Source organism: Cytobacillus sp. Hm23 (assembly GCF_051842895.1).
In the GTDB taxonomy this organism is placed as follows: domain Bacteria; phylum Bacillota; class Bacilli; order Bacillales; family SM2101; genus Nanhaiella.
The window spans coordinates 83760-98073 of record NZ_JBPXRQ010000012.1; the positions used below are offsets into that span (position 1 = coordinate 83760).

Genomic DNA, 14314 nt, shown 5'->3' on the forward strand with positions numbered 1-14314 from the left:
TAATTCTTAAATAATAACTTTTGATTAGTCTTTGTCGTTCATCTTGTTATAAATTTCTTTAGCTACATTTATTGGAATCTGTGCATTTTGAAGATCTTCTACGGTTGCTTCTTTTAACTTTTTGATTGAGCCAAAATGCTTAAGAAGTGCTTTTTTCCGCTTTTCACCGACACCAGGGATATCATCAAGTATAGATTTAAAAACAGATTTACTTCTTATTTGACGATGGAAAGTAATTGCAAAGCGATGCACTTCATCTTGTATACGTTGAATCAAATAAAACTCTTGGCTATTTCTTGCTAGCGGTACTGTTTGGACAGGATCACCAACAATTAGTTCAGATGTGCGGTGTTTATCATCCTTAACCATACCTGCAACTGGAACTTCGATTCCTAGCTCATTTTCTAAAACATCTTGAACTGCGGCTAAATGCCCTTTGCCACCGTCAACTAAAATTAAATCTGGAAATGGCATATTTTCCTTTAATACACGAGTGTATCTCCTTCTTACTACCTCGCGCATAGAATCATAATCATCTGGCCCAATGACTGATTTAATTTTGTACTTTCGATACTCTTTCTTTTCGGGCTTCCCATCAATAAAAACAACCATTGCAGATACAGGATCCGTCCCTTGAATATTTGAATTATCGAAGGCCTCTATACGGTGAGGAGTTTCAATTCTCAATTGGGTACCTAAGTTTTCTACTGCCTTAATCGTTCTTTCTTCATCACGTTCGATAAGTGAAAACTTCTCTTGTAAAGCAAGCTTCGCATTTTTCTTTGCTAAATCAAGCAGTTCCTTCTTTTGTCCCCGTTTTGGTTGTAAAACCTGTACTTGTAATAACTGTTCAACTAACTGTTTATCAGTACCATTTGGAAGCAATATTTGCTTAGGAATAAAATGCTCTGTTTTTGAATAAAACTGTCCTATATATGTTAAAAAGTCTTCAGTCGGCTCATTGTAAAAGGGGAATATGGACACGTCTCGCTCTATCATCTTTCCTTGACGAATAAAAAATACTTGTACACACATCCATCCTTTATCAAAAGAGTAGCCAAATACATCACGGTCAACTAAATCCTTCAATGTTATTTTTTGTTTTTCCATCGTTGTTTCAATATGTGTAATTTGATCGCGGTATTCTTTAGCTCGCTCAAAATCTAGCTCCTCCGATGCCTTTAGCATTTTTGAAGTTAGTTCTTTTTTTGTTTGTGTATACCCACCATTTAAAAATCGAACGATTTGTTCGACCATTTCTTTGTTTTGCTCTTCAGACACTTCATTTACACAAGGAGCTAGGCATTGTCCCATATGATAATATAAGCAAACTCGGTCTGGGAGCGTTGAGCATTTGCGCAGAGGGTACATACGATCCAATAGTTTTTTCGTTTCGTTCGCAGCTTGAACATTTGGGTATGGACCAAAATATTTCCCTTTATCTTTTTTGACCTTCCTCGTAATGAGTAGACGAGGGTGAGTATCTGCTGTGACTTTAATGTAAGGATACGTCTTGTCATCCTTTAACATGATATTATATTTTGGATCGAACTTCTTAATTAAATTTATTTCTAGAATTAAAGCTTCTATATTTGAAGATGTCACGATATATTCAAAATCAACAATTTCATTTACTAGCCGTAACGTCTTTCCATCATGAGAGCCTGTAAAGTAAGATCTGACACGATTCCTTAGAACTTTCGCCTTCCCTACATAGATGACTGTCCCATGCTTGTCCTTCATTAAATAACATCCTGGATGTTCTGGTACAATTGAAATTTTTTCTTTTAAATGATCTGACATGACAATCGCTCCAACCTTTAATCTTTCCACTTATATAAAGTGATTTCTCCATATGAAGGGTCCGACATGATACTCGAAGAGAATGAAGTCACTTCCTCAATAAATCCTGAAACATTAACCCCTTGTGATTCAAATCCTTTGAGTACATGATCAGTAACATAAATTGTAGCATCGCTATAATATAATTTGTCTTGTAGAAACCTTTCATAAGTAAATATTCTTTTATGAGGAAAGGACACGTTATTATACTTTAGTACCCTCGTTTCCTCCCAAGTATATAATACAACAAATTCGTTCTTCACATCTAAATAATTGCCTAGTTGATGTGTAGCTGGTTGCTCTGTTGCTTGTTCGTAAATTAATTGATATCCTACTACGACTTGGCTAAAGACAATAAATGTTAACATAACAACAAGAAATATGTGAAAGGATCTCTTTAAAATCATAATGAGTAATTGAAAAAGAATTATACCTACTAGAGGCGTTATATGTCTAGGCTTATCAATGTTTTGCGCAAACAATGCCCAGATGAAATACGTTGCACCTATGATTAATAACCAATAATCCGAGCGAGTGTATGGTTTTTGTGTAAGCAATTTATAACAACAAAAAATGAATAGTACGCTATATACTAACAATAATAAAAATGATTTAGCAGCTACTCCATTCCAGACTATATTTGTTCCAATTAATGTTAATAACCGATAAATAACAGACTCATTAGCGGTAACTTGCGTACCACCCCAGTCATTGAAATGACCGGTTGTAAAAGATAGAGCTAATTTAATGAAGCCACTAACACTTCCTTCAGTCATTATTAATCCTATAACCCAAAATAGTTGAAAAATGATTGCAAATACAACTAAACGACTAAGTCTACCAAAAGATTCAAACCTTTTCCAATCATACATCCAAAGAAGTATGATACCGATCCCAAAGGGTAAATAAGATAGACGAATACCTAAAACGATACTAAAAAAAAGCAGAGGTAATAACTGCAAAACAAATCGATCTGAATTTTTTGCTTGAAATAAACTCCATATATACCACCAAAGAAATGCTATCGCTGAACCTTCTGACATAGGTTGAGTAACAATTAACCCTACGTAGCTTGTTGTTTGTATGACTGCTACGACCAAAAGGCTTTGTTGTCTATTAATATATTGTCTAGACATCAAATAAATCGGTATAACGGAAGTGATCATCGCTAAAACATTAAAAACCGCTAGTGCTTTAGCTCCATTATCAATGACCGTATTTATTAACATACCACCTAATATAAAATAAGGATAACCAGGGAAATGTGGCTGCATTGATAATAAATCATAACGTGTAAGTGCCAAAGTAAAATCTACCTGATCCCATGTTGCAGCAAAAGGACTGCTATATATTAATTGCAAATAATAATAACAAATTAAAAAAATAATACAAACAGTAACACAAAGTGAAAGTATATGCTTTTTATTATTTTCTAGGAAATGATTCATTAGGTTTTAAGGTTATTGAAAATCAGCAAAACGCTGATAATCCCCTAGGCTAACCTCCTTAATTCTTACAAATAGAGAAGCATGAAAACGACTTTTCTGTTCATCTAACAGTTTCAAAAACATTATTCAACCTCGACACTAAATAGGTTTATGAATTTATTTATTCCTTATACATCGATATAAGAATACTTTAATATGCTGAAAAAAGTACAAGACTACTGTCTCGTACTTTTTAAAAGTATATTTTTTTAAAGCTTTGTTTGGGGTTCAAGCACCTTAACATTGTTTGGTTGTTCTTGTTTGCTCTTCTTCTGCTGCTCTTGGCCATAATGGGATTTAATTAGTAAATAGATCACTACGAAGTACCCTACATATGCCAACACTTCTTCAATTGACGGCATAGAAGAATAACCGAAAAGTGCTTTTAAGAATATACCAATATCACCCGATAAGAGAGGTGCTATTCCGTTATCTCGCACATAATGCGCGTAATCGATTGGATGTTCTGGTAAAAACCAAGTAATGTCATAGACGTGTGGCATTACACTACCGATAATTTCTAAATCTTGGAGCATTCCGATTCCTTGAACTAATAAACCAGCTGCTATTAAGATAATAAATGCACCAGTTACTTTAAAGAATGTCTTTAATGGAATACGCATTGTCCCTTTAAAGAAGAAGTAACAAATGACTACAGCAATGAGCATACCCGTTATTGCTCCCCAACCTTCAAGTGCTGCACCAATATTCCCCCCGGTAATCGCTGCAAAGAAAAATACTGTTTCGACACCCTCGCGCAAAACGACTAGAAATGAATGAATAACCATACCAATGATATTACCTGTTGAAATAAATCGATTCATTTTGCCTTCTACATTACCCTTAATATCTTTACTATGCGCTGCCATCCAAAACACCATTTGGGTAAGTAGCAATGTAGAAACTAAAATAATTCCAATCTTTAAGTACATCTCATTTCCCATGGCTGCAAAACCGGTAAAAACAACTTGGAACAACATCGCAATCCCGACACTTGCTAATACAGCTAATCCTGCTCCTAACCACACATATTTAGTATATTTTGAATGGTCCATTCTTTTTAAGTAGGTCGTAATAATCCCAACAATGAGCAGGGCTTCAAGAACCTCTCGAAACGTAATTAATAATGCTTGAATTTGCATAGCTTTTCTCCTTCCCCACTAGGAGTATCTCATAAGACGAATTTCAAAACTCATAAATGATGCTCATATATTACTTTCTTTTTTTCTTCATAGAATATATAACGATAGCTATTATCACACCAATGATTAAAAGAATTGGAATCCAGTTTGTAAAGTTAGATAAATCTGTCCATTCTTTTTTTCCAGTGTCCGTCAAAGTAGACTCAATATCTTCCTCGTTAAAATGTCCAACTTCAATATTTGACACATTAAGCTGCTCTTGAATTGTCGAAAGAATGATTTCTTTACTTTCTATAAAACTATTAATATCTGCTTCTTTCTCACCTACACCAAATAATCCAGGGTTTCCAAGGGCAGATAATGCAAGATCAAACTCATTTCTTAACGATTGATTCAATTTTTGATCTTTACTCTCGATAAGTGGTGATATTGCTTCATATGTAGCAAATCCTTTTGCTAATAAACGCTTAGATGTATCAAAATCTTCAAAGTTTAGTTCAATACTTTCAAGTCGACGTGCTATATTCAAAACGAGGATTTTTTCTAAGTCCTTAATGACTGCATCTTTATTTTCATCCTCTATATGTTTTATAATTGTTTCAGTTGGCTCTGAGCCCATATGGAGGTCAACATCTTCTTTGACTGTCTCGTAAATGGCTTTAGCCTCAGAAAAATTAGGTGGTTCTTCATTTAATTTTATAAGCATATCCTTATATGCTTCAGCAATCGGCTCCTTATTTGGATCACCATATGAATATGCAAAAACTTGAGTCGTTAATAGCGAATTGAAAATGAATATCAATGTCACCCAAAAAAATAATACCTTTTTCATATAATATTTCCTCCCACACAATTAATGATAATGATTATCATCATTAATGTCAATACTATATATTAAGAAAAGCATAAGTGTCATCCTATAAGCTTCGTTTATCTGTTCAATGTTATTTAATCGCAAAGTTGTTGTTTGATGCCTGTCATATAGAAGAACTTCATTAATATGTGATGAATATTAAGTGATTTCAAATCAGCCGAAGCGGTTTTTAGAGGCTTGAAGGTGCGGCTATATGCACAAACACCTCCTACATCTCCAAAAAAGCATTTTAGCTATTTATCCGTCATGCTGTAGATACTTTAACAAGTTAGAATTGTAGTTTTCCAACTATTGGTGGCATGTATCTTCTATAAATTGATGATTCAAAATCCTATTTTGCTGACATAATTTTGTAAGATTAGCTACTCTTTTTAGCTGCTTCTAATGGTAATATGTGATAATTGTAATCTATTTCTACTTGTTCCACTGGCCTAGTTATTTCTTTTATTATTGCAGGTATGACACTTGTCATATAAGAATTAAATTTGATAAATGATTTACCTTTTGTCCTCACATGATACTTAATAGGAACTTCCTTCACACGAAAACCTTTTCTTACTAAATTCAGCGTGATAACTTGGGCATAATTGTAATCATGAATAATCTCAGCATTTTTCATCGCTTGTAGTGAGAATGCTCTCATACCCGATTGTCCATCATGTATCCACTTTCTTAGTAGGATGGATTGCATAAATGTAAAGCAATAATTTCCTAACCTGCGATGAAGCTTCATTCCTTGAATTGTCCCAAGAAAGCGTGAACCCATTACATAATCATATTCACCTGATAATATTGGCTGTAAAAGATCAGGGATTTGTGCTGCTGGATATTCATTATCAGCGTCTATCATTACACTGATATCCGCACCTAACCTAACACTTTCCTCTAATCCCTTTCTCACAGCTGCTCCTAAACCTTGATTTGATGAAAATTGATAAAAATAATCCGCACCTGCCTCTTGTGCTACTTTCACTGTTTGATCTGTCGAACCATCATCAATAACGAGTACTTTTACTTCTATCCTGTCATGAAAGTACCTAGGAATTGATTTAATAACCTCAGCAATTGACTTTTCTTCATTGTGGGCTGGTAAAAATACGATTACTGTTTGCTTCATCATTTGTGAACGCCCTTTCTTATCGCATCTACTAAAACTGGTCCACGGCTATGACTCGGGTATGGAGCGCCTAATAAGTAAGCGATTGTCGGCGCAACCGAAACGAGACTTTGCTTATCGTCAATTCGTTTACCTTCTTCGATATTTGCACCATACATGAAAAATGGAACATACCGTTCTCCCTCATCTAAATGTCCGTGACCACCTATCCCATCAGCTTGTCCATGGTCAGCACAAACGATAATTGTTGTGTTTGTCATCTTTCCTTGTTCTTCTAGCCAATCAACATATTCCTTTAGCAAAGTATCTGCTTCTTCAATTTTTTGAATATATTCATCATATAGAACACCACGGCTATGACCTGTTTGGTCTGTACTAATTAACTGGGCGACTAGCAAATCCGGATCTTGTTCGCTCATAATTAGCTTTGCTCTATCAATGATGTTTCTGTCTGCAACATCATTATGCATAACTGCTGTAACGGTTTCGACATCATCACCCATTGAATCAACTAAATGGGCAATGCCTAGCAGTCTTCCTTTTTTACCTACTTTTCGTAATGAGTCAAAGATACTCTCTACTTTAATTCCTAATTTCCACACCATATTTGATTTAATACCGTGTTCAAAAGGATATGTTCCAGTAAACATTGAAGTAAAGCATACAACTGTTCTAGCTGGATATAACGTTTCCATTTGAGAATAGTCTGTACCATTTTTTCTTAAATAATCTAAGAAGGGTGTATTCGCCTCTTCAAATCGCTCTTTTCTCATACCATCAACGACTAAAACAACTACTTTATCACTCATCGCTTCCTCTTGTTCTGGAGCGTTATTTGTTTTTTCACTTATTACTTTTGGCTTCCAATCAAACAAATTTCGATGTAATATCCATGCGAACAATAATAAAAGGACATAAAAAACTAATAGAGATGTGTATGATAATTCTATACCCAAGTGCATTTGTTCAAATGTTAAATTCCATAATGATAGAAGTAATAAGAACTTTGGTAATTGCTCCTGTGCATTACCACTCGTGGAGTCACTATTTTTTAGTACGAGCTTCCAAAAACGTGTAAAGTTCCACCACGTTGTTCCAATGCGCAAATGATAATACAGTGTACCCCAAAAAAAGACAGTAAAAAAGAAATATAACCCTAAAGCAAATAGTAGTAATGGGACATTAACACTGTTCCAAATAATTAAATAAATAACAAATGGAATCCATAAATAATTGCGTAAAAACAATGGAAAATCATAAATGAAATATAGTATAAACACAGGGAGTATTAAGATAAAGCTTAATAGAAATGCTGAAAACGATTGTGACTCAAAAAGAGTCGTAAGATTAAATAGAAGCATCGTACCTATTACAAAAATAGGCGTGAATGGCTTCCCTTCATTCAAAAGATTCCAGCACCGAGCTGCAAACTTCTCAAATTTTGATGCCTTTTTCATGAAGAATAGCCTCCTTTTCTTTTTATCCATGTGATGATAGAACTAACAGAAATTGGTGTAAAAATGATTGTTATCATACCTACAATATACGAAAAAATAAATTTAAAAGCATGGCTAATAATTGCAATCTCGTATGCCTCTTTCATTGTGATGTTTTTTATACTAGTAATGGCAAATGTCATAACCGTTTCATAGGTGGCAAGTCCGCCAGGAGTCACCTGAAACACTTGGCCACCGACAGTTAAACTATTTACCCACACAGAATGCAAAAAGGCGAGATTTCCTTGATAAAGGAGAGCGACACCGTATACGACAACGCCTTCACATATCCAGCTTAATAAAACTGTCGAAATGATTAATAACCCCTTCCAACCTTTTAGCGCATTTTTCAACAAAGCAATATGCCTTCTCACAAGATTGGCAAACTTTCTTAAAAAAATAACGGCAATAATAGTAACCACGAAAAAAACAGCACCATAGAAAAAAATAGATTGCTGCAATGGGAAGCTTTTTAATATAATTATAAATCCAAATCCTGATATTGACATTAAGATAGCCATATCGATGATGCGTAATACTACGACTGAATGTAATACCTCATCTAGACGGATTAATTTCTCCTTCTTTGCCATCACTCCAACTCTAACAACGTCTCCAACTTTGAAAGGTACTACATGATTAACAAAAAGGCTTAAGAAGATGCCTTGCATACAAGTGATTAACGTAACCTTATCATTTACATACCATTTCCATGCTAACGACCGCAAGATAAATGACAGGCCGTAAACTACAAACATGACAGCTAATAATAGTGGTTTATTTATAAGTTTTTTTATTGACAATAGCAAGTCAGAACTATTAAACAGTGTGGATGATAAGATTATAAAGATAACTACAGAACAAATCCCAATTGCTTTTACCAATAGTGAAAGATTACTTCTTTTCATACTCTCTTCCCATTCATCTTTACTCTGTACTTTAAGATATTAACATAAGTGTAACACTTAAAATATATTTTTTACAAAGGCTGTTTGGATACACTGTAGTTCATGACATTCATCCAATGACCTACCTTACCTAACCGTTTTTCTCAAGTTTAAATTGCATCGAAGTTTACGAAAGGCTGTTTTGCCATTGATTGTTGCTATTCGTTTTGAGATACAATTACGTAAACATCTAGCATTTGTGGCATCTTTTCAACTTCTGATATTATTTTAGCTCTCTTAAAACTCATCCTACTGTCCAATTTATAACAATAGTAATTTTTCTCAAACAAAGAGCCGCAAAAAGCGGCTTCTATGTTATTCATTGATTAATTTGTCAAGTGTAGCAACGATTGATTCACTAATAGGCGCTGCTTCATCACCCTTATTCTCGCTAACTGCATCATACCATTTTTCTGCTTGTTCTATGAGTGCTGTTCTGTCATCTCCAAGCTCTAGCTCGATAGCTTTAACAAACATATTTCCTTCTAATGCTTCGATTGTCGCTTCACTCACGTTACCTTCTTCTAAAGCAGTTACTACTTTCCCGTGGTATACTTTTGATTTCCCTACAAATGCTTTTGTAAATAAGTCATGTACTTGCTCTGCTTTAATATCAACAGGATTTGTCATATTTAAAGAGAATAATTCATCTAGCTGTTGAGCGGCAGCTTCATCACCACCTGATAAAGATCCTTTAATTGCTTGGAAGAAGCCCCATGCTTCAGCTTGCATGATCGTTAGGTCTAATTCATCAGCATTTCCTTCTGCTACTGCTGCTTCAATTTTTTCTGCGTAAGATTGAGCCGCTAAATAGTAGCTACGGTAAATTGATTTATCAGTTAATTGAACAAGTACTGAAAAGTCTTCAATATTTCCTTCATTTAATGCAATCTCTTGAGCCGCAAGCCCTGCTAGAATGCTCTGTTCCATACTAGAAGTATCAGTTAATTCATAGTAACTATCACGTTTCACAGCTGTTGGTATAATCACTTCTTCTGCTAAAAGCTTTAATTCTGCAAAAGCTAATTCAGCATCCGCTTGCTTTTCCTCTTCTAAAAATGCAATCACATCTTTATGTAAACTCTTTTGCTTTTGATAGAAGTAGGATTGTGTTAATTTATCAATTATTTGTTTGGCAATATTTGCATCTAGCTCACCTGCTGCTGCTGCATCCTTTGCAGTTACAATCGCTTGATCGAAATCACCATTTGTTTCAGCGACCGCATCTTGAAGGTCTGCCTCGTATAAGCTACCTACCTTATCCCAATCTACTGGATTTCCTTCTTTTGCATTACCAAGCTCTTCAACCATTAAATTATATGCTTCAATTTGCTTTGATGTAATCGAATCTTCTACAGATACCTCAGCAGTTTCATCAGAAGTTTGTTGTTCCTCAACTTGTTCAACAGATGCTTCTTCTTTTTTATCAGTAGATGTTTCCTCTGTATCAGAACTACATCCTGCTAGCACACCGCCAGCAAATATTATACTTGAAAATAAAGTAATAACTTTTTTCTTATTCACTAAAAACCTCTCCCTGAATGTGTTGTGTTTATTTATTGATAATGATTTTCATTACAGGTTGAATTATACAGAGAATGATTTTCAATGTCAATGGTATTTCATAAAAAGGTTGATTGCTAGTTTATAGATTACTAGTCAATTCAACCAATAGTTGTAACAATTCTCATCCTTCTTTACGATGGCTGAAGTCAAGTTTGTTATGTAAGCTTAAATTATTCAAGGTTGCTTCCGCATTAATTGTTGCTTTTCGCCCTTACATAAAAAGGCATGTATACATCTAGCTTTAGTGGCGCCTTTACTATTCTCATCATAACAACTAATTTAAGAAAAAAGAGCATTATTCAAAGGGGGAATATATAATGAAGGTTTTAGATTTAGTGAATACACCTGTTTCAGCTTCAAAATTAGAAGTCATCTTTAAAAGTGCTTCCAAGAGTACGGCACTTTTCGAATGTGTCCTACTACCTCAAGAGGAGATCAAACCACATATACACTCCTTTGGAGAAGACTGCGCAGTCGTTCTTTCAGGAGAATTGACATATTACGTATCTAACAATCAATCGATAACTGCTACAGAAGGAGATCTTGTTTTAGGATGGAAAAATGTTATTCAAGGCTATAAAAATAATACAAAAAACCCACTTCATCTGCTTATTTTTGCATCGCCACGGGAGTTCTTTATTTCACCAACAGCAATCGAGTATAAATATGTAGCGGATGATGATCCAATTGTTATTCATTTACCAATTGAAAAGCGTATCATTCGGTCAACCCAACAAAGAGTCGAAGAATCACAATATTCATCATTCTCCACTCTTCAAATAGAAGGTGTGCACCAAGGGGAGTATAACAAGGAGATGCAAGCTTTTGTAGATTATAAAAATAAACGAGTTTATATATATGAAGATGAGTCTGTTGAGTTACCAGTAAAACAAGCCACATATTTTATTAAATATGAATACTCTTACAAATAGCTCTATATTATGACAAATCAGACCAGATAAATTAACGAAATAATCATCATTCGTTAGTAAAAATGAAAATACTCTTGGAAAATAAAAAAAGGAGATAAGACACTAATACACTTTGTCGTTATCTCCTTGCTTATTTAATTATTTATCGCTTAAACGTGCTTTGACAATAAATCAGCTAACGCTTCTTTAGGTTGGAAACCAACCACTTTATCAACTACTTCACCATTTTTGAAAACTAATAATGTTGGGATGCTCATTACACCAAATTTTGCTGCAGTTTCTTGGTTATCATCAACGTCAAGCTTAACAATTTTAACTTTATCTCCCATTTCTTGATCTAACTCTTCAAGTACTGGAGCAATCATCTTACAAGGTCCACACCATGGTGCCCAAAAGTCTGCTAGTACTACTCCATCACTAGTTTCAGTTGTGAAATTTTGATCAGTAACATGTGAAATTGCCATGTTTATCTTCCTCCTAATTATCTACTTCTTTTGATACATCAAAGTATATCACTGTATGGTTTTGGATGCTAATTTTTTGCTTCAGTTGTATTTTTACCTTCAAGATTATATTTTACTTCAGTAAATTTCGAATTAACTAACCTTCTTCTTTAAGGGTATTTTCTGTCGTCTAGCATTGTAAAAAGGACTTCACCCTTGTTACTTATTTAGTAAACACAGGGAAAGTCCTTTTAGCACATGTCAAAAGATTATTTTATGACTACACCATTTGGTGTTTAAATTTATGAAAGAACTTTTAATTTCTTAAATTCTTCTGTTAGTAACGGAACAACATCAAATAAATCACCAACAATTCCATAGTCTGCTACATTAAAGATATTTGCCTCTGCATCCTTATTAATTGCAACGATAACTTTCGAATTAGACATACCTGCTAAATGTTGAATAGCGCCTGAAATTCCACATGCTATATATAGATCAGGTGTGACAACTTTTCCTGTCTGACCAATTTGTAACGAATAGTCACAGTATTCAGCATCACAAGCTCCACGTGAAGCACCGACTGCCCCGCCAAGTACATCTGCTAGCTCTTTTAATGGCTCAAATCCTTCTTCACTTTTTACACCTCTACCACCAGCTACAACTACTTTAGCTTCTGACAAATCTACTCCTTCGGAAGCCTTTCTAACGACTTCTTTAATAATTGTTCTGAGGTCCTTAATATCAACTGATAATGAAGAAACTTCACCAGTTTTACCTTCATCCTTTTCTAGTGGAGCAATGTTATTTGGACGTACTGTAACAAAGATTTTGTCATCAGTTACAATTTTCTTTTCAAATGCTTTACCAGAATAGATAGGACGTGTAAATACAATATTCCCTCCTACACTTTCCACAGCAGTTGCATCAGATATTAACCCACTGTCAAGTTTACTCGCAATTTTAGGTGCTAAATCTTTACCTAGAGCGGTATGTCCTATCACGATTCCGTCTGGTTGCTCAGCCTCAATTGCAGCAAGAAGTGCCTGAGAAAAGCCATCTGTAGTATATGCATTTAATTTTTCATCTTCTACTATAACAACACGGTCTGAACCGAAATAGATCATTTCATTAGCTACACTTGATACAGCATCTCCAATTAGTACTGCAACTACTTCGCCGCCTTCTGCAACTGTTTTTGCCGCTGCAACCGCTTCGAACGACACATTACGTAATGTGTTATCACGAACTTCCCCTAGTACTAAAACTTTTCTAGCCATTTTTATTCCTCCCGAATACACTATTTTTAAGATAGCACAAGCGGTTTGATCTCCCCCGACAAGTGCCTTCATGTAGAAATGATTAAGTGATCACTAGGTAATGCATGCTGGAGCATGGCACATGTTACCCCTACTCCAACCAAAGTCAACCCTTGCCATCTTTAATAATTTCCATGCAATCCTCATTTACCTAGGCTTTTTTGTGTATAGATTGTTGTTATTCGTATTGATAGTTAAACACGAATACAACTAAATTGCGTGGCATCTTTTCTTCTATTAAAAGATGATTATTGAATAAAATGACACCTTTAACTTCTAGATTAAGAACTATAGAAACTAAGTTTATGATAAGAGCCTTTACTTAATAACGAATTTATAAAACCTTCGCTTCAGAATGTAGTAACGATATGAGTTCTTTTACTTGATCAGGAATGTCGCCTGCTAATATTTTTCCTGCTTCTTTTTTAGGCGGTAAATATATTTCAATTGTTTTCGTTTTTGGAGCTACATCGTCTTCATCTAAATCTAAATCATCTAATTCAAGCTCTTCTAACGGCTTTTTCTTAGCTTTCATAATACCTGGAAGTGATGGATAACGTGGCTCATTTAAACCTTGTTGAGCTGTGATAAGTAATGGTAATGTCGTTTCAATAATCTCTGAATCTCCTTCTACATCACGAACAACTGTAGCTTTATTACCATCAATGTCTAGTTTTGTTATTGTAGTAACATATGGCATCCCAAGTATTTCTGCAACGCGTGGACCAACTTGACCAGAGCCACTGTCAATTGCTACATTCCCTGCTAAAATTAAGTCAACTTCCTGTTCCTTTAAATACTCTGCAATTATTTTAGCAGTTGAATATTGATCGCTCTCTTCTAAATCTTCTTCTGTATTAATCAATACAGCCTTATCGCATCCCATTGCTAACGCTGTTCGAAGTTCCTTTTCAGTTTCTTCTCCCCCAACAGTTACGACAGTTATTTCCCCACCATGCTCATCTCGAATTTGAATTGCTTCCTCAACAGCATATTCATCGTAAGGGTTAATAATGAATTCAGCCCCATCTTCATTTATTTCACCATTTGAAATAACAATTTTCTCCTCAGTATCAAATGTTCTTTTTAATAATACATAGATGTTCATTCTATTCCCTCCAATTTACTCTTCAAAATATTTTAACATCT

General features: G+C 34.7%; 12 protein-coding genes. 1 reads left to right on the plus strand and 11 read right to left on the minus strand.

Annotated features, from left to right (window positions below; genetic code table 11):
* Positions 1–24: 24 nt before the first annotated feature.
* The 8 genes from uvrC to ACSVDA_RS10010 all read right to left on the minus strand — a co-directional run bounded on the left by uvrC (position 25) and on the right by ACSVDA_RS10010 (position 10429).
* Complete coding sequence (uvrC, locus tag ACSVDA_RS09975) at positions 25–1803, minus strand: excinuclease ABC subunit UvrC (protein WP_485882911.1); 1779 nt, start codon at positions 1801–1803, stop codon at positions 25–27.
* 17 nt (positions 1804–1820) lie between these two features.
* Positions 1821–3203 carry a nucleoporin-interacting protein gene (locus ACSVDA_RS09980; protein ID WP_485882834.1) on the minus strand — a complete coding sequence of 461 codons (1383 nt, stop codon included), beginning with the start codon at positions 3201–3203 and terminating at the stop codon, positions 1821–1823.
* A 335-nt stretch (positions 3204–3538) separates the two neighbouring features.
* On the minus strand, positions 3539–4471 hold the full coding sequence (locus ACSVDA_RS09985) for an FTR1 family iron permease (protein ID WP_485882836.1): 933 nt from the start codon (positions 4469–4471) through the stop codon (positions 3539–3541).
* Positions 4472–4541: 70 nt separating this feature from the next.
* The gene (locus tag ACSVDA_RS09990; RefSeq protein WP_485882837.1) at positions 4542–5303 is read right to left on the minus strand and encodes a hypothetical protein; all 762 of its coding nucleotides are present in this window, start codon (positions 5301–5303) and stop codon (positions 4542–4544) included.
* A gap of 400 nt (positions 5304–5703) precedes the next feature.
* Positions 5704–6465 (minus strand): glycosyltransferase family 2 protein, encoded by a 762-nt coding sequence (locus ACSVDA_RS09995; protein WP_485882839.1) that lies wholly within the window; start codon positions 6463–6465, stop codon positions 5704–5706.
* A complete protein-coding gene (locus ACSVDA_RS10000) occupies positions 6462–7919 on the minus strand; it encodes an alkaline phosphatase family protein (RefSeq protein ID WP_485882841.1) in 1458 nt (485 codons plus the stop codon). Before ACSVDA_RS10000 ends, ACSVDA_RS09995 begins: the two co-directional genes overlap by 4 nt.
* Positions 7916–8866: a lysylphosphatidylglycerol synthase transmembrane domain-containing protein gene (locus ACSVDA_RS10005; protein ID WP_485882843.1), complete on the minus strand. Its 951-nt coding sequence runs from the start codon at positions 8864–8866 to the stop codon at positions 7916–7918. Before ACSVDA_RS10005 ends, ACSVDA_RS10000 begins: the two co-directional genes overlap by 4 nt.
* A gap of 354 nt (positions 8867–9220) precedes the next feature.
* The gene (locus tag ACSVDA_RS10010) at positions 9221–10429 is read right to left on the minus strand and encodes a hypothetical protein (protein ID WP_485882845.1); all 1209 of its coding nucleotides are present in this window, start codon (positions 10427–10429) and stop codon (positions 9221–9223) included.
* A 359-nt stretch (positions 10430–10788) separates the two neighbouring features.
* Here ACSVDA_RS10010 and ACSVDA_RS10015 point away from each other — a divergent pair, with 359 nt between their 5' ends.
* A complete protein-coding gene (locus tag ACSVDA_RS10015; protein WP_485882847.1) occupies positions 10789–11403 on the plus strand; it encodes a cupin domain-containing protein in 615 nt (204 codons plus the stop codon).
* Positions 11404–11552: 149 nt separating this feature from the next.
* On the opposite strand, the gene trxA is transcribed toward ACSVDA_RS10015, so the two are convergent.
* From trxA to ACSVDA_RS10030, 3 genes are all read right to left on the minus strand, one after another.
* Positions 11553–11867, minus strand: coding sequence for a thioredoxin (trxA, locus tag ACSVDA_RS10020; RefSeq protein ID WP_320207702.1), 315 nt, complete (start codon positions 11865–11867; stop codon positions 11553–11555).
* A gap of 281 nt (positions 11868–12148) precedes the next feature.
* Entirely contained in the window at positions 12149–13126 is a 978-nt protein-coding gene (locus ACSVDA_RS10025; RefSeq protein WP_485882849.1) for an electron transfer flavoprotein subunit alpha/FixB family protein, read from the minus strand.
* 373 nt (positions 13127–13499) lie between these two features.
* Positions 13500–14273 carry an electron transfer flavoprotein subunit beta/FixA family protein gene (locus tag ACSVDA_RS10030; protein WP_485882851.1) on the minus strand — a complete coding sequence of 258 codons (774 nt, stop codon included), beginning with the start codon at positions 14271–14273 and terminating at the stop codon, positions 13500–13502.
* Between the last annotated feature and the right edge of the window lie 41 nt (positions 14274–14314).

What these genes read in the sequence shown, in the direction of transcription:
- uvrC (WP_485882911.1), bottom strand. Translation starts at nt 1,803, where the DNA reads ATGTCAGATCATTTAAAAGAAAAAATTTCAATTGTACCAGAACATCCA.
- ACSVDA_RS09985 (WP_485882836.1), bottom strand. Translation starts at nt 4,471, where the DNA reads ATGCAAATTCAAGCATTATTAATTACGTTTCGAGAGGTTCTTGAAGCC.
- ACSVDA_RS09990 (WP_485882837.1), bottom strand. Translation starts at nt 5,303, where the DNA reads ATGAAAAAGGTATTATTTTTTTGGGTGACATTGATATTCATTTTCAAT.
- ACSVDA_RS09995 (WP_485882839.1), bottom strand. Translation starts at nt 6,465, where the DNA reads ATGATGAAGCAAACAGTAATCGTATTTTTACCAGCCCACAATGAAGAA.
- ACSVDA_RS10000 (WP_485882841.1), bottom strand. Translation starts at nt 7,919, where the DNA reads ATGAAAAAGGCATCAAAATTTGAGAAGTTTGCAGCTCGGTGCTGGAAT.
- ACSVDA_RS10005 (WP_485882843.1), bottom strand. Translation starts at nt 8,866, where the DNA reads ATGAAAAGAAGTAATCTTTCACTATTGGTAAAAGCAATTGGGATTTGT.
- ACSVDA_RS10015 (WP_485882847.1), top strand. Translation starts at nt 10,789, where the DNA reads ATGAAGGTTTTAGATTTAGTGAATACACCTGTTTCAGCTTCAAAATTA.
- trxA (WP_320207702.1), bottom strand. Translation starts at nt 11,867, where the DNA reads ATGGCAATTTCACATGTTACTGATCAAAATTTCACAACTGAAACTAGT.
- ACSVDA_RS10025 (WP_485882849.1), bottom strand. Translation starts at nt 13,126, where the DNA reads ATGGCTAGAAAAGTTTTAGTACTAGGGGAAGTTCGTGATAACACATTA.
- ACSVDA_RS10030 (WP_485882851.1), bottom strand. Translation starts at nt 14,273, where the DNA reads ATGAACATCTATGTATTATTAAAAAGAACATTTGATACTGAGGAGAAA.